Genomic DNA, 14950 nt, shown 5'->3' with positions numbered 1-14950 from the left:
CCGGGGGAAACCTGGCCACTCACCATTATTTAGCTACTTGGAGCGCGCTTCGTTGCGGATCTTTCGCAGCCTATGCATGATGTCGGTATTTTCGCGACCGAAGTAGTCGTGCAGTTCCCGGTAAGTCTCGTACAGAGGCCGGTAGGCCTCAACGTTTTCGGGAATCGGCTTGTACTTGGCCTCGATCTTCTTGCCCATTGCAGCGGCAGCCTCGTACACGTCCTCGTAGGCACCGGCCGCAACCGCGGCGAAAATGGCCGAGCCCAACGCGCCCGCCTGTTCCGTTGCGGAAATAGAAATCGGCAGCCCGGTCACGTCTGCGTAACCCTGCGTGTAAATCGGGTTCTTCAGCAGCCCACCGGCAATGACGACCTCCTTGATCTCAACCCCGTGCTCCACGAAGTTGTCAATGATCGTCTTGCCGCCAAAGATGGACGCCTCGATCAGGGCGCGGTAGATGTCCTCGGGCTGGGTGGACAGTGTCTTGCCCAGCACCATGCCAGCCAACCTGGGGTCAGACAGGATCGAACGGTTGCCGTTGTGCCAGTCCAATGCCACTAGGCCGTGCTCGCCGATCTTCTGCTCCATCGCCTTCTGCGTAAGCAAGTCGTGTACGTTGATGCCCTTTTCGTCGGCCTCTTCGTAGTAGCGCAGGGGTACGAAGGTGTCCTTGAACCACCCAAAGATGTCCCCAACGGCCGTCTGTCCGGCCTCGTACCCCCATTTGCCTGGGCAAATACCGCCATCGACGGTGCCGAAAACGCCCGGCACAAAGTGGAAGTCCTTATCCGAAACGAGCAGCACCGAAGACGTGCCGGCGATGATGGTCATGACGCCGTCTTCAATCGCATTCACACCGAGGGCGTGCGCGTGCGCATCGATGGAACCAGCCACGACGGTGGTTCCCACCTTCAGTCCGGTCCACTCTGCGGCCTCTTCGCTTAGGCCGGCAACAGGCTCTGCTAGCTGCACGATCGGGGCAGACATCTTCTGTTCATACACATCGCCGAAACCTTCTGCCAGGGCCTCCAAGTATTCGGTGGAGGGGTATTCGCCGTCCTGGTAGATGCGCTTGTAACCGGAAGGTCCAGCCGACTGCTTGTGCACGCCGGTAAGACGCCAGTTGATCCAGTCCATCGCGTCGGTAATCGCTCCTGTGGCCTTGTAGACCTCGGGCGCCTTCTCGAATACTTCCAGCGCCTTCGGCAGCAGTAGTTCGGAGGAGATAATCCCGCCGTAGCGGGCCAGCCACTTCTCCTGCCTCTCGGCAGCTAGCGACTGGATGCGGTCCGCCTGCTCCGCCGCCCCGTGGTGCTTCCACAACTTCACGTACGCGTGCGGGTTGTTGCGGAATTGCTCAATTTCGCTCATCGGGGTGCCGTCCTCGGCAGCGAAGACGACTGAGGCAGAAGTGGTGTCAACGCCAAGGGCGATCACTTCGGAGGCACTGACGCCGGCCTCCTGCAACGCGGCGGGCACAGTTTCCTTGATCGCCCTGATGTAGTCGCTCGCATTCTGCAAAGCGAAATCGGCGGGCAATTCCTGCCCATCGGCGCAGCTGAGAGTCTTATCCATGACGGCGGACTCGTATGCGTGCACGGCGGTACCTAACGTTTTGCCGTCCGAAACACGCACCACTGCGGCACGCGCGGATAGAGTGCCGAAGTCTATCCCGATTGTGTAGGAATGTTCCTTATCCATTTCCATCCTTAGTTGTCTTCATTGACGGGGTGACGGTGCTGCCCCCAGAATCCTTCAGGGCTGAACAGGTGCTCGATAACCGAATCCAGGGCACCCAGATCCACCAGCACGTCAAACACGGTGTAACGAGGACGGATCATCTGCGCCTGAATATGGGTCTTCCGGAAGCGATCCCAGTCGATCTTGATCTGCTCGGGGTGGTAGGGAGCGCCCGCTGCCTTCAGATCTTCAATTGCCTGTTCAGGCGAAATAATCTGCTTCGAGCAGGACTCACGAATATCTGCCCAGTTGTCCTTTAGCGTCTGCAAGCGCTCGCGGAGGGCGTCGCCCTCTAGGTACTTGCTAAGGGTGTGCTTTACAGCCACGTCTTCGATCTTGTCGATGATGTATTCGCGGACGCGCGCTTCGACCTCTTCCTTGGGGCGGGTGGCGGCAACAACCTTTTCGATGTCCAGGTTGTCGATATCCATCGCCAAGAATTCCTGCCACAGGGCCAGCGAGGCAACGGTGCCGATGCCTACCTTCATGCCGTGGGAAAGCGGCGGCTCCCAATCGAGTCCGTGTCCTTCCATCTCCCAGGTGTGGCTGAACTGGTGGCCTGCGCCGGAGGCGGGACGCGAAGAGGAAAGGGCCTGCATGGCTAGGCCGGACATGATGTTGCCCTTTGCTAGTCCCGCAATAGCGGCGGGGTTACCCGATCCAAGTTCGGCCGGATTGGCCAGCGCCTGGCGCAGCGGCCCCTGCACTAGGGACCAGGTGTAGTCGTCAATCGCCTCTACGCCCAGGCGATCGGCAAGGATCCAGTCAGCGCCGGCAGGAATCTTTTCCAGCAGATCGCCGTAGCCGGTAGCGGTAAGACGCGCCGGAGCGTTGGCAATAACTTTCAGGTCGGCAATAAGGCCGGCGGGAGCGGGGCATTCGCGGGTGATCTTGAAACCGTCGCGAGTGATGGCAGCCCCGTATGCGGCGTAGCCGTCCACCGAGGCGGCGGTGCACACGTTCATGTACGGGCGTTTCAGTTCGCCGCTGGCCAGTTTCGAAATGTCGTTCAGAGTGCCCGAAGCGATGGAGCAGATGACCGTGTCATCTAGACCCTTGAGGTGTTCACGTACCTTAGAAACGTTGTCGTAATCGGCGTAGACAGTGGGTTTGCCGGGGAAGATCATGCGGTCGATGATCTGCACGCCAGCTTCTTCCAGCGAGGCAACTACTTCTTCGCCGGCAGCACCGAAAGTGTTTTCGTCGGCTACCAGTAGGGCCTTCTTGTCATTGAAGAGGTCCTTGAACATCTTCCCGGTCTGATCCAGGACGTCCTCGCCAATAACTATGGCCTTGGTGTCCTTGGCGGTAGACAGAGCTTTTTGAATCAGGTCTTCTGCCATTCTTGTTCAGTCTCCTTTGTCTAAACGGGTCAGTGAGTCGTCCGTCTCATTCATAATCGTACCTGCTGTTAAAAATAACAATATGCGTGCGCATCGTGTCAGGACTATGCGACCAGGCGCACCTTTGTGCATGGGTGAATCTAGGAAGTAGGAGGGCGAGCCTGCCTCCTTCGCGCGACGCGCCGCCCAATCGTGCGGTTGCAGCGGATGTAGAGCGGCAATGGCAAAGCTTCTTATTTCTATGGTGAGAAATATGGCTATTGCGACCAGAATGCCGAATATAGAGGTGTGTAGGCGCAGATATAGCTAATAGGGCCACAAGTAGACATGGTTGTCTGTGACGTAATACCTGGGCCATAAGTCCTACTCAGCGCAAAAATAAATGTAACACCGCAGGTGGCAGGGTGGATGGTGGAAGGTGTTGCCGCCACGCCTTGCTCCCTTACTTATTTCGCGGCCGGAAATAACGGACTCACTAATTACCGGGGCGAAAAGAAAGGTGCGCAATCTGCGGTTAGACCAGCTTTAAAGTGCACTCCTGATTTTTATAGAAAAAACTGCGAGAATTTCACTTCCATGCCGCACCTATACGGGTAAATGTTACTAACTACCGCTTGGTAGAAATTATTTTTCGTGCTCACGGGCTGCACATCCGTGCAACAGCGGGTGAGCAAAAATGCGCCGGCGTTCTTTCGCTCTCATAAATAAGCCCAGTACAAACCGGGTTTGCAGTGGCTGACATCATCTTTCGCATGTAGGGACGAAGGGGTAAGAGCCCAAAAAAATCTCGTGGTTGAATTTCACTCAAGCGGAGGAATATCAGGTCTTAATAACCGAACTGTTGGTTAGGCCCGATGCAAAGTCGCTCACTAGGGTCAGCTTTAGAGAATAGGAAAAATATGGCTAAGTCCGTAATAGGAGAGAAGAGTGTGAAGGATCTGTCCCGCCTTCACCGCATCTTTCTTTTAGTGCTCGTTTCAATGGGCAGCTCAATTATTTACACGCCTGCTTACTTGAAGAACGTCTTCTACGATCCGCTAATCAAGGCGTTGCACGCTTCTAACGCGCAGATCGGGCAGCTACTGGCGGCTTACGCCCTCACCGCAACTATTTGCTATCTTCCTTCCGGCATCGTGGCCGACAAGGTTCGCGTACGCACCCTGTCCTGGGTCGGTTTTGTTGGCACCGCAGCCCTCACCTTCGTGTACGCCTTCCTGCCCTCCATCGCAGTGCTGTACATCGTGTTCGTGGGAATGGGCATCACCTCCATCCTGATTTGGTGGGGCGTGCGCTTCAAGCTCGTGCGCCTGATCTCGGAAGAAAGCGAATACTCGCGTAACATCGGCATCTCCTACGGACTGTACGGCGCCGCCGGCCTAGTAGTCGGCCTCGTCATCCTGTGGATCGTCCAATCCCTGTTTGCAGGCAACACTGTCGGTGGGGTGCGCGCAATGCTCATCTTCCTTGGCGTAATCATTGGCCTGCTTGGCGTGCTGTCCTACATGTTCATCCCGAAGTTCGAGGGCGAAATTGACCCCACCAAGTCCTCCTTCGACTTCGGCGAAGTACTGGACGCGCTGAAGAGCCCTGTCGTGTGGCTAGCCGCAGGCTGCATGTTCTTCGTCTACTTCTACTACACCGGTATCAACTACACGACCCCGTACTTCAAGGACGTCATGGGCGCCTCTCTTGGCGTTGTCTCCTTCGTGTCGATCGTGCGTACCTACGGTGTCACCCTCCTGTCTGGCCCCATCTTCGGCACCATCGCCGAAAAGGTGGGTTCGCCCTCGAAGGTTATCGTCGGCGGCTCCGTGGTCGCGGTTGCCGGCCTTGTTGCCTTCACCGTTCTGCCCGCAAAGCCGGCGTCGGCATTTGTTGCTGCGGGCATCATGATCGTCCTCGGTTTCCTGGCAAACGGCGTGTTCGGCGTCGTCTCTTCCCAGCTAACCGAAGGCAAAGTGCCGCTAACCATCTTCGGTACGGCAACTGGGTTGCTTTCGGTCATCGGCTTCCTACCTGACTCCTTCTCATCCATCTGGTTCGGAGCGATGATCGACGCCCAGGGTAACGATGCTTACCACGGGATCTTCCTGATCCTGGCTGGTGCGGCCGTTATTGCCGCCCTGTTCGCGGTGGCCTTGCTGGTCTACGTGTCGCGCAACAAGGCGAAGCTAGAAAACGCACAGCAGGAGGCCGCCGAGGCCGTTGCCGAGAACGTCGAAGAAGGCCGTAAATGCCTAACAAGGTGAACGTTCCCGCCCTCTGGTCTGAACAGACGGGCCAGGTAGTGGCGAAGCAGAAAGAACTGGCTTCCGGTGCCTTTGACACCAACCAGTCTCTATCTGACCTGCGCAGCGCATACGAAACGGAGCGGGCATTCTGGAACGAAGGCGGCCCCGAAATGGCCAGCCAGCGCCAGTACAGCGTGCCTACTGCGTACGGCGAAGTTCCGGTTACTGTCTTCTACCCTGCCGAGGGCGTGCTGCCGATCATCGTGTTCGCGCACGGCGGCGGTTTCACGGTCGGTTCGGTGAACACGCACAACCGAATTGCTCGCACTCTGGCAAGCCTGACCGGCGCGGCCGTAGTCTCGGTTGACTACACGCTGTCCCCGGAGGCGCACTACCCGCAGCCTGTCGAGGAAATTGTGGCTGTGGTGCAGGATCTGCGTGCCCGTGGGGCCGAATTGGATTTGGATCCGTCCTCGATCTCTTTCGCAGGGGATTCGGGCGGGGCCAACCTGGTTGCCGGCACGTACCTGCATTTGCGCGAGGTCGAAAAGGACGTTTCGGGTCTAGGCGTGAATCTGTTCTTCTACGGCTACTTCGGGCTTGACGATTCCATTTCCGCCCGCCTGCTGGGTGGCGAATGGGACGGTCTTACCGAGGCTGACATCGACTACTACTGGGGCCAGTACCTGGGCGAGGAACCGGCTGAAGATCAGCGATTCTTCAAGATCGTCAACAACGAACTGGCCGACGGCTTCCTGCCTTCTTACATTGCCGCAGCCGATCTGGATCCGCTTCGGGACAACTCTGAACTGTTGTTCAAGATCCTCACCAATGCCGGCATTGCAGCCGAATTTGACCCGGTTCCCGGTGTCATCCACGGCTTCTTGCATAACTCCCGCCTGCTTGACGCGGCAGGGGAGTGCATGGAGGCCGCAGCAAAGTTTTACAACAAGCACGCACACAACAACTAGAAAGAAAGAACATGGATTTTTCGCTCACTGATGAACAGCAACTCATGGTTGACGGGTTCACCGAACTGATGAATTCCCGCAACTGGGAGACCTACTTCCACGAATGCGACGAAAAGCATGAATACCCCGAAGAATGGGTAAAGGCCATCTGTGACCTGGGCTTTGACCGCATCATGCTGCCGGAAGAATATGACGGCTTCGGCGCAGACTGGACCACCCTGTGCGCTGCTTACGAAGCTCTAGGTCGCGCCGGTGGCCCGACCTACATCCTGTACCAGCTGCCCGGCTGGGACACGGTCCTGCGTGAAGGCACCGAGAAGCAGAAGGAAACCATCCTGTCCTTCGTCGGTTCCGGCAAGCAGATGCTGAACTACGCAATGACCGAGCCGTCCGCAGGTTCGTCGTGGGACGACATGCGCACCACCTACACCCGCAAGAACGGCAAGGTGTACCTGAACGGCCACAAGACCTTCCAGACTTCCGCTATGAAGGTCCCCTACATGGTCGTCATGGCCCGCAACAGCGAAGACATGTCGGTTTACACCGAATGGTTCGTTGACATGTCCAAGGAAGGCGTCACCCGCGAACCGCTGCAGAAGTTGGGCCTGCGCATGGACTCCTGTGCAGAGGTTTACTTCGACAACGTAGAGCTGGAAGAAGAAGACCTGTTTGGCACCGAGGGCAACGCCTTCATGCGTGGCGTCAAGGACTTCGATCTGGAGCGTTACCTGGTGGCTCTGACCAACTACGGCCAGGCCTACTGCGCTTTCGAGGACGCAGCCAAGTACGCGAACCAGCGCATCCAGGGTGGCCAGGCAATTGCCCGTCACCAGCTAATCCAGCAGAAGTTCGCAGACATGAAGGTCGCTCTGACCAACATGCGCAACATGCTTTACGAAATTGCTTGGAAGCAGGAAAACGGTCTGCTGGGCCGCGGCGATTGCTCCATGGCTAAGTACTACTGCTCGCACGCCTCCTTCGAGGTCGTCGACTCGGCTCTGCAGGTGCTGGCAGGCGTCGGCATCACCGGCGAACACCGCGTCCAGCGTTTCTACCGCGACCTGCGCGTAGACCGCGTCTCCGGTGGCACCGACGAAATGATGATCCTGACCGCTGGCCGCGCAGCACTGCGCGAGTACCGCTAAGGAGCCAGCCATGTTGCCAACTGAAAAACCATCATTTGGCCCTCTAGATGACGTCAAAGTCATCTTCTCGGCTGTAGAAATCGCTGCTCCGACCGCCGCCGGCCTGATGGCCGAATGGGGCGCCGACGTGACCTGGATGGAAAACATCTGGTCGGGCGACTCCATGCGCGACACCAAGTGGGTAAAGGAAATGGAACGCCGCAACATGCGCTCTATCTCCATCCACCCGTTCAGCGACGAAGGCAAGGAAGCGCTGCTCGGCCTCGTCAAGGACGCGGACATCTTCATCGAATCGTCCAAGGGCCCGGTGTGGGCACGCAAGGGCATCACCGATGAGGTGCTGTGGGAGGTCAACCCCGACCTGGTAATCGTGCACGTCTCCGGCTTCGGCCAGGACGGCGATCCGGAGCGGGTCAACTCGGCTGCCTACGACCTGACCGTTGCCGCCTACGCGGGCATCATCGCCCAGAACGGCACTCAGGAACAGCCGATGAACATTGCCCCCTACTCGGTGGACTACTTCAACTCGCTAATGGTTGTTTCGTCCTCGCTAGCCGCACTACACAAGGCGCGCGCTACCGGCCAGGGCGAAAGCATCGACCTGGCAATGTACGAAACCATGATGCGCATCGGGTCCTACTACCTGATGGACTACATGAACGAGGGCATTGTTTGGCCGCGTCCGGGTAACCGCCACCAGAACCTGTGCGCCATCGGCGAATGGGAATGCAAGGACGGCTACATCGGGCTGTGCGTCTACGGCGTACCGCAGAATAAGTACCTGCTCGAAACCATCGGCCTGGGCGAGTTGTGGGGCACTGAGGACTACCCAGAGGACACCTCGGCTCTGTGGCTGAACGGGCCTAAGGCCGACCTGATCCAGCAGAAGCTGACCGAATACCTGAAGACGCAGTACAAGAAGGACGTGGAGCGCGACTTCACCGCCCACAAGATTGCGGCGCAAGTTGTCAACGAGTTCGAAGAGGTTGTCAAGGAAGAGCACATGTACCAGCGTGGCGTCTTCACCGAATGGGAAAACGAAGATGGCCAGAAGATCAAGGGCATCGGCGTCTTCCCGAAGTTCAAGAACAACCCGGGCAGGCAGTGGCGTCCCATGCCGAAGCTGGGCGAAGACACTCGTTACCTGCTTGAACGGGCTGGTTTCAGCGAAGAAAAGATCAATGAATTCAAGGAATCTGGCAAGCTCAAGTTTGCCGAGTAAGGAGAGTGCGGGGTCTCCCGCGCAGGTGAAATAATGTTTCAAACTGGCGATGGAACTACGGTGCGTAGCCTTGTGGAATACCAGGCACAAACACATCCGGAGCAGGTCTTCCTAATTTTTGAGGACTGCGACGCGGACGTGCGGCGGGTATACACCTACGCCCAGTTCCATCGCCTCTCCAACAAGGCGGCCAATCTGTTCCTTGAAAGGGGGGTCCGCCGGGGGGATCGGGTAGCTGTCCAGCTAACCAACTCCCCCGAATGTCTGGAGGCCCTGGTGGGCCTCGCCAAGATAGGGGCGATCTACGTGCCCCTGAATTCCTCCTACACCACCGCAGAGTGCGCCTACATTATGAAGGCGTGCGACGTTTCCCTTCTGCTTACTCAGCCGTCCCTCTACCAGATGCCGGGCATGGACGAATTGATCGAGGACGTGCTGGTAGTTGACGGTTCGCCCTCGGGATATGAGGCCTTGCGGGATGCGCAGTCGGAGGAACTGGCTAGTGAGCACGAACCGGTAAGTGCGGATGTCGTGGAAATTATGTTCACTTCGGGGACTACCTCCACGCCTAAGGGAGTAATGCTCACTAACGCCAACATGATCTTCTCGGGTCTGTACGTGAACTGGCAGCTGGCCATGAATCACGAAGACCGCTACATGACTTCCATGTGCGCTTCGCACGTGAATTTCCAACTTTCTGCTCTGCTGCCAGTGCTGACGGTGGGAGCAACCCTGATTTTGGCATCCCGCTATTCGGCTACGCGTTTTTGGAACCAGGTGCGCCGAAATGATGCGACTTTGGTGCAGTCGATGGCGATGATGGTGCGCACTATGATGCGCCAACCGGTTGCCGAGGGCGAACGCGATCATCGGGTCCGCCAGGTGCACTATTTCCTCCCTATATCTAGGAAGGAAAAGGCCGCTTTTGAGGAGCGCTTCGGCGTGACGCTGCTGAACAACTACGGTTCTACCGAATCACTGGTGGGGGTCATAACCGACTACCCGTACGGACCGCGCAAGTGGCCTTCGATTGGGCGAGTAGGCCCGGGCTACCAGGTGCGCATTGTCGATGCCGAGGGCGAAGATGTTCCTCCTGGCGAATGCGGGGAAATTCTGGTGCGGGGCCGGAAGGGTTATTCGCTGATGGCCGGCTACTGGAAGGATCCGGAAGCAACCGCTGCGGCGATTGACCAGGACGGCTGGTATCACACGGGTGATTTTGGTTCCTGCGACCAGGATGGGTGGTTCTATTTTGCTGACCGCCACATCGATCTGATCAAGCGCGGTGGCGAAAACATTTCCACTACCGAAGTGGAAAACATTCTCGAAGAAATGCCGGGAATTGCAGAAGCGGCAGTAGTGGGAGTGCCCGATCCGGTGCGCGACCAGGCCGTGAAAGCGGTACTTGTACTGACTCCCGGGTCGAACATTACCGAGGCCGAAATTTCGGCCTATGCGGCGGCCAATCTGGCCTCGTTCAAAGTTCCTTCCGTAATCGAGTTCCGCAAGGCTTTGCCGCGTGGAGCCTACGGAAAACTCCTGAAGCATCTATTGGTGCCAAGTAACTAAAAGAAAGGAATGCCATGGCTATTAACACTGATATGGTCGGGCAAACATTTGGTCCCTTCACTCGCGACTACACGTTCCGTGATCTGGAACTGTTCGCCCTTGGGTGCGGTGCGGGTATCGACGGCAAAGACGGCCTCGAATACATCAACGAAAAGGATCCGCAGAACCCGCAACTGAAGGTGCTGCCCATGTTCGGCGCAATGCTGATCGTAGACAGCGAAGTCACTCGTACGATCGACTACGGCTACAACTACGCAGGGTCGCTGCACTGGGGCTTTGACATCAAGTTCCACCAGCCCATCACCAAGATGTCCGATCACCTAGAGACCAAGGTGAAGCTTGAGGGCCTGTACGACCGTGGCGAAGGCCGCGGGCTGCTAGCACAGCACATTGGCGACACCTACGATTCGGATGGCAACCTGCTGTTCACCAACGAATCCTGGGACTGCCTGATTTATGACGGCGGCTGGGGTGGCCCCAAGCCTCCGAAGGATCTGGTGGACATGCCCGATCGCGAACCCGATTACGAAATTAGCGAGCGCATTCCAGAGAACCAGGCGCTAATCTACCGCCTGTCCGGGGACTACCACCCGCAGCACATCGACTGGGATTACGCCGCCAAGAACGGTGAGCCCCGTCCGATTCTGCACGCTATTTCTTACGCGGGCGTCGTCATGCGCCACGCCATCAACCAGTTTGTGCCGGGCGAGCCCGAGCGCATTACTCGTTTCAAGACCCGTATCACCTCTCCGGTCCACCCTGGCACCGTCCTGAAGACCCAGCTGTGGAAGGTGGGCGAGGGCGAGCTGCGCTTCCGCCTAGTTGACGAAGATTTCGAAAAGACAGGCGCGAAACCGCACCTGAACTGGGGCATCATCGAATACCGGTAAATCCAAATTAGTCACGACTAAAGAGGGGGACACGCATGGCGAAAGAGGCAGTATTACTGGATGATCTGGGAGTTACTCCCTTCTTGCGGCGTGTCACCCTCTTCTCGTCGGGCGGCCCCTTTCTAGAGGGGTACGTCCTCGGCGTCGTCGGCATCGCTATGGTGAAGATGGTGCCCGACTTGCATCTAACAGACTCGCAGGTCGGGGCGATCGGGACGATCGCCCTGGCCGGTCTGTTTGTCGGGGCCATCCTTGGCGGGTGGGCGACCGATAAACTGGGGCGTCGCAAAATGTTCGTCATCGACGTACTAGCAATTGCCGCCCTTTCGATTGGGAACTTATTTGTGCACGATGCGATCCAACTGATCGCCGTACGCTTCCTGATCGGAGTTGCGATCGGAGCGGATTACCCGATAGCCACCTCAATGATTGCCGAGTTCACCCCACGGCGGTATCGAGCAATATCGATGGGCTTTATTGCGGCCGTGTGGTACGTGGGCGCAAACGTGTCTTACCTGGTCGGATACCTGGTGCTTGAATGGCGTAACGGATGGCGGTGGGCACTGGCGTCCTCGCTAATTCCGTGCATAATCATTTTGGTAGGCCGCTGGTCGATCCCAGAATCGCCCAGGTGGCTGTACTCGAAGGGGCGCAAAGAGGAAGCCGATCAGATTCTGCACGACATTTTCGACCATTGGGTGGTACTCGAGGAGGAACCCTCCGAGCGCACCCGCTTTGGCGAAATTTTCAAGGGCGTGTATCTAAAACGCATCCTTTTCGTGGGCTTTATCTGGCTGTGTCAGGCAATCCCAATGTTTGCCATCTACACCTACGGTCCCCAGATCATGGGAGCCTTCGGATTCGATTCTGGCAGGGGCATCCTGATTGGCGAATCGATAGTGGGAACCTTCTTCTTGCTGGGTACGATCCCCGCGATGTTCCTTGCTGAATGGCTGGGCCGGCGCCCCCTAATTATCTATTCGTTTTTGCTGATGACAGCTGCTATGGCCGTGTTGGGTTGGTATAAGGGTGCGCCTATTGCCGTCGTCATTGCTTGCTTTGGTATCTATGCGATCTGTTCCGGTGGCCCCGGAAACCTGCAATGGCTCTATCCAAACGAACTGTTCCCAACCCAAGTGCGCGCGTCTGCCATGGGAGTGGCAATGGCTTTCTCTCGAATCGGCACGGTCTTTTCGATCTATTTGCTTCCGGGACTTATCAGTACCCGGGGCATTGAGGCCGTTATGCTGATGGGCGCCGGCATATCCGCGCTTGGGGCCCTAGTGTCGATACTGTTTGCCCCCGAAACAAAGGGGCTCACTCTGGCGGCAGCCAGCTCCGTCGAGAGAAGGTAATGATGTACCGCATTGAAAAGCATGTTGTAAGTTCTTACGAAACTAATTGCTATTTCTTAATTAGTGAAAATGAAACGCTAATTATTGATCCGGGCGATAACGCAAATCTGCTTCTACATAAGTTGCAGGGGAGGAATCCGGTCGGCATTGTGGTTACGCACTGCCACTCAGACCACATCAGCGCAATAAACGAGCTGGTAGAGGCCTATTCTATACCGGTAATGGTCGGCGAGGACGACGTTGCCGGGGTGGCTGATCCGCACCTGTCAGGATCCGACGACGACGGCACTTTCTACAAGGTTGATGTTCCATGCACCGGTCTTCGCGAGGGCGAAGTGATCCAGTGGGGCGATGCCACTTTGCAGGTGTTGTCAACGCCGGGGCACACCCCCGGTTCTATCTGTCTGTTGGATACCGAAAATAGCATCATATTTACTGGTGATACGCTATTTGCGGGCTCTGTAGGAAGAACCGATTTTGTGCGGGGAGACGCGGCCGCGATGCGGCAGACTTGCAAGCGGCTGGCAGGGCTTAATCCCGCCCTTTCGGTACTGCCGGGGCACGGTCCCGCCACGACCATGGAGGTCGAACAACGCTTGAATCCCTTCCTAAGCTCTTTTACCTACTGAAATAAAGCGTCGAATCTTCCTCTAGAAAACCATATTAACGGTGCAAAAATGGCCTCTCACCTGCAGAAACTATTTCTAATATTTCCACAAAGAAATAAAAAGAAATTGTGATTTTTAGGGAGAAAGTCCTATTAAAAATAGACACTGCTGCGGTTGGATTGTGGGTAGCAAACAAATGCGTATTCACTATTCCTGGAGGAGGAATATTAGATGACTGTTGCGGTTGCGTATAAATATGCGGCAAACCCCCAGGACGCTAACGTCCGTTCTGATGGGTCCGTCGATTGGTCTCGCGCCAAGGCTGCCGTCTCCGACTACGATCCCGTAGCCGTTGAGGTCGGTCGCAAGCTGGCAGAAGCCGCCGGGGCAGAACTGGTTGGCATCTCTGTTGGTGGCAAGAACCTGTCTTCGTCCATGGCAAAGAAGAACGCCATGTCCAAGGGCCTCGATCGTGGCCTAATCCTTTCCGACGAAGCCACCACTTCGTGGAACAGCGCAAAGATTGCTTCCGCCCTGGCCGAACTGGCCAAGCAGGCAGAGGCTGAAGTTGTTCTGACTGGTGACTCCTCCATCGACGAGGGCGTCGGCGTCATGAGTGCATTGGTTGCAGGCTACCTAGGCTGGCCATGCTTCCAGGAAGTCGTCTCGATTACCCCGGCCGACGGCGGTTACGAAATCGTCCAGGCTGTTGGCGGCGGCACTCGCACCCTGACCGTGAGCGGCAACGTGGTTGTCTCTGTGGCCACCGACGCAGCTCCCGTGAAGGTGCCTTCCATGAAGGACATTCTGGCTGCAGGTAAGAAGCCCGTCGAGGTTGTTGCTGCTGACGCAGTTTCTGCAGCACCCGTCGAGGTCGAAGTTACCGGCACCGAGAAGCCGGCTGCTAAGGACCGCAAGAACCAGGTCTACACCGGTGAAGAAGCTGTCGCCGAACTTGTTGGAGCACTGCGCTCCGAGGGCGTTCTGTAAGGGAAGGATTTAGTCAAAAATGGCAAACGCATGGGTTATCGCGGCGGAATCTCACGTCGCAAAGCTGATCGAACTCGGTAAGGCTGCCGCCGGCTCCGTCACCGTCGTCACCGTGGGTGACGTCAAGGTTGCGGGCGCGGACAAGGTCCTGAACGTCGCCCTCGCCGAGGGCGTCCCCGCAGAAGCTGCAGCTCCCGCAGTAGCAGAAGCAATCACCGCAGAAGCTGGCGACGTTGTGCTCGCTGCTTCCCGTCCGGTCGAAAAGGTGCTGGCTGGCGCCGTTGCTGCCAAGCTGAACGCTCCGCTGCTCACCTCCCCGCTAGAAATCGGGGCTGGCCAGGCGAAGCTGTCGCGCTTCGGCGGCATCTCGACCGAAACCGTCACCTACTCCGGCGTGGCCGTGTTCATCGCCGAAGGTGGAGCCGACGCTGCTGGCGATGCCGCAGCTGAAGAGGTCGCCTTCTCCGGCTACGACGCCAAGGTCACCGCAGTGGCAGAATCTTCGGCAGCTCAGGCAAACCTGGGCGACGCCCGCAAGATCGTCTCCGTCGGCCGTGGCTTCAAGGCAGAAGAAGACCTGCAGCTCGCCAGCGATCTGGCAGGCGCGCTCGGCGCAGAAATTGCTTGCTCGCGTCCGGTTGCTGAAGGCTCCGACTGGCTAAGCCGCGACCGCTACGTTGGTGTGTCCGGTCAGTCCGTCTCGCCAGACCTGTACCTGGCAGTCGGCATTTCCGGCCAGATCCAGCACACCGCTGGTATGGATAGCTCCAAGCTCGTTGTTGCGATCAACTCCGACAAGGACGCTCCGATTTTCGCAAAGGCAGATTACGGAATTGTCGGCGACCTCTACGAAGTGTTGCCGGCCCTAACTGAGGCAGTTCGATAA

Annotated in this window: 12 protein-coding genes; 10 read left to right on the top strand and 2 right to left on the bottom strand. The window is 57.4% G+C overall.

Translation table 11 applies throughout. From position 1 onward, the window contains the following. Positions 1–33: 33 nt before the first annotated feature. Both QP400_RS10275 and QP400_RS10270 read right to left on the bottom strand, forming a co-directional pair. Positions 34–1701 (bottom strand): ribulokinase, encoded by a 1668-nt coding sequence (locus QP400_RS10275; RefSeq protein WP_101485866.1) that lies wholly within the window; start codon positions 1699–1701, stop codon positions 34–36. A gap of 8 nt (positions 1702–1709) precedes the next feature. Then, positions 1710–3083, bottom strand: a complete 1374-nt coding sequence (locus QP400_RS10270) for a sn-glycerol-1-phosphate dehydrogenase (protein ID WP_101485867.1) — start codon at positions 3081–3083, stop codon at positions 1710–1712. Between the two features lie 899 nt (positions 3084–3982). On the opposite strand from QP400_RS10270, the gene QP400_RS10265 reads away from it, so the two are divergent. From QP400_RS10265 to QP400_RS10220, 10 genes are all read left to right on the top strand, one after another. Beyond that, the gene (locus QP400_RS10265) at positions 3983–5332 is read left to right on the top strand and encodes an MFS transporter (protein WP_101485868.1); all 1350 of its coding nucleotides are present in this window, start codon (positions 3983–3985) and stop codon (positions 5330–5332) included. Further along, on the top strand, positions 5317–6285 hold the full coding sequence (locus QP400_RS10260) for an alpha/beta hydrolase fold domain-containing protein (protein WP_101485869.1): 969 nt from the start codon (positions 5317–5319) through the stop codon (positions 6283–6285). Before QP400_RS10265 ends, QP400_RS10260 begins: the two co-directional genes overlap by 16 nt. Positions 6286–6296: 11 nt before the next feature. Continuing rightward, entirely contained in the window at positions 6297–7430 is a 1134-nt protein-coding gene (caiA, locus tag QP400_RS10255; protein ID WP_101485870.1) for a crotonobetainyl-CoA dehydrogenase, read from the top strand. 10 nt (positions 7431–7440) lie between these two features. After that, positions 7441–8652, top strand: coding sequence for an L-carnitine CoA-transferase (gene caiB / locus QP400_RS10250; protein WP_004807760.1), 1212 nt, complete (start codon positions 7441–7443; stop codon positions 8650–8652). A 33-nt stretch (positions 8653–8685) separates the two neighbouring features. Further along, positions 8686–10221 (top strand): AMP-binding protein, encoded by a 1536-nt coding sequence (locus QP400_RS10245; protein WP_004807758.1) that lies wholly within the window; start codon positions 8686–8688, stop codon positions 10219–10221. A gap of 14 nt (positions 10222–10235) precedes the next feature. After that, a complete protein-coding gene (locus QP400_RS10240) occupies positions 10236–11111 on the top strand; it encodes a MaoC/PaaZ C-terminal domain-containing protein (protein ID WP_004807757.1) in 876 nt (291 codons plus the stop codon). A 35-nt stretch (positions 11112–11146) separates the two neighbouring features. Beyond that, complete coding sequence (locus tag QP400_RS10235; RefSeq protein WP_004807755.1) at positions 11147–12466, top strand: MFS transporter; 1320 nt, start codon at positions 11147–11149, stop codon at positions 12464–12466. Beyond that, complete coding sequence (locus tag QP400_RS10230; RefSeq protein WP_231288203.1) at positions 12466–13095, top strand: MBL fold metallo-hydrolase; 630 nt, start codon at positions 12466–12468, stop codon at positions 13093–13095. Before QP400_RS10235 ends, QP400_RS10230 begins: the two co-directional genes overlap by 1 nt. Before the next feature lie 210 nt (positions 13096–13305). Then, positions 13306–14064 (top strand): electron transfer flavoprotein subunit beta/FixA family protein, encoded by a 759-nt coding sequence (locus tag QP400_RS10225; RefSeq protein WP_004807751.1) that lies wholly within the window; start codon positions 13306–13308, stop codon positions 14062–14064. Positions 14065–14083: 19 nt separating this feature from the next. Beyond that, a complete protein-coding gene (locus QP400_RS10220) occupies positions 14084–14950 on the top strand; it encodes an electron transfer flavoprotein subunit alpha/FixB family protein (protein ID WP_004807748.1) in 867 nt (288 codons plus the stop codon).

This window comes from Winkia sp. UMB3158 (genome assembly GCF_030217145.1).
Taxonomy (GTDB): Bacteria; Actinomycetota; Actinomycetes; order Actinomycetales; family Actinomycetaceae; genus Winkia; species Winkia anitrata.
Note: the sequence above shows the minus strand (reverse complement) of the source record. Positions and strands in the feature narration are given on the sequence as shown.

Bases quoted from the DNA above. Each gene is read 5' to 3' on its own strand.
- QP400_RS10260 (WP_101485869.1), top strand. From the start codon at position 5,317: ATGCCTAACAAGGTGAACGTTCCCGCCCTCTGGTCTGAACAGACGGGC.
- QP400_RS10270 (WP_101485867.1), bottom strand. From the start codon at position 3,083: ATGGCAGAAGACCTGATTCAAAAAGCTCTGTCTACCGCCAAGGACACC.
- QP400_RS10245 (WP_004807758.1), top strand. From the start codon at position 8,686: ATGTTTCAAACTGGCGATGGAACTACGGTGCGTAGCCTTGTGGAATAC.
- QP400_RS10265 (WP_101485868.1), top strand. From the start codon at position 3,983: ATGGCTAAGTCCGTAATAGGAGAGAAGAGTGTGAAGGATCTGTCCCGC.
- caiB (WP_004807760.1), top strand. From the start codon at position 7,441: ATGTTGCCAACTGAAAAACCATCATTTGGCCCTCTAGATGACGTCAAA.
- QP400_RS10230 (WP_231288203.1), top strand. From the start codon at position 12,466: ATGATGTACCGCATTGAAAAGCATGTTGTAAGTTCTTACGAAACTAAT.
- QP400_RS10220 (WP_004807748.1), top strand. From the start codon at position 14,084: ATGGCAAACGCATGGGTTATCGCGGCGGAATCTCACGTCGCAAAGCTG.
- QP400_RS10235 (WP_004807755.1), top strand. From the start codon at position 11,147: ATGGCGAAAGAGGCAGTATTACTGGATGATCTGGGAGTTACTCCCTTC.
- QP400_RS10225 (WP_004807751.1), top strand. From the start codon at position 13,306: ATGACTGTTGCGGTTGCGTATAAATATGCGGCAAACCCCCAGGACGCT.
- QP400_RS10275 (WP_101485866.1), bottom strand. From the start codon at position 1,701: ATGGATAAGGAACATTCCTACACAATCGGGATAGACTTCGGCACTCTA.
- QP400_RS10240 (WP_004807757.1), top strand. From the start codon at position 10,236: ATGGCTATTAACACTGATATGGTCGGGCAAACATTTGGTCCCTTCACT.
- caiA (WP_101485870.1), top strand. From the start codon at position 6,297: ATGGATTTTTCGCTCACTGATGAACAGCAACTCATGGTTGACGGGTTC.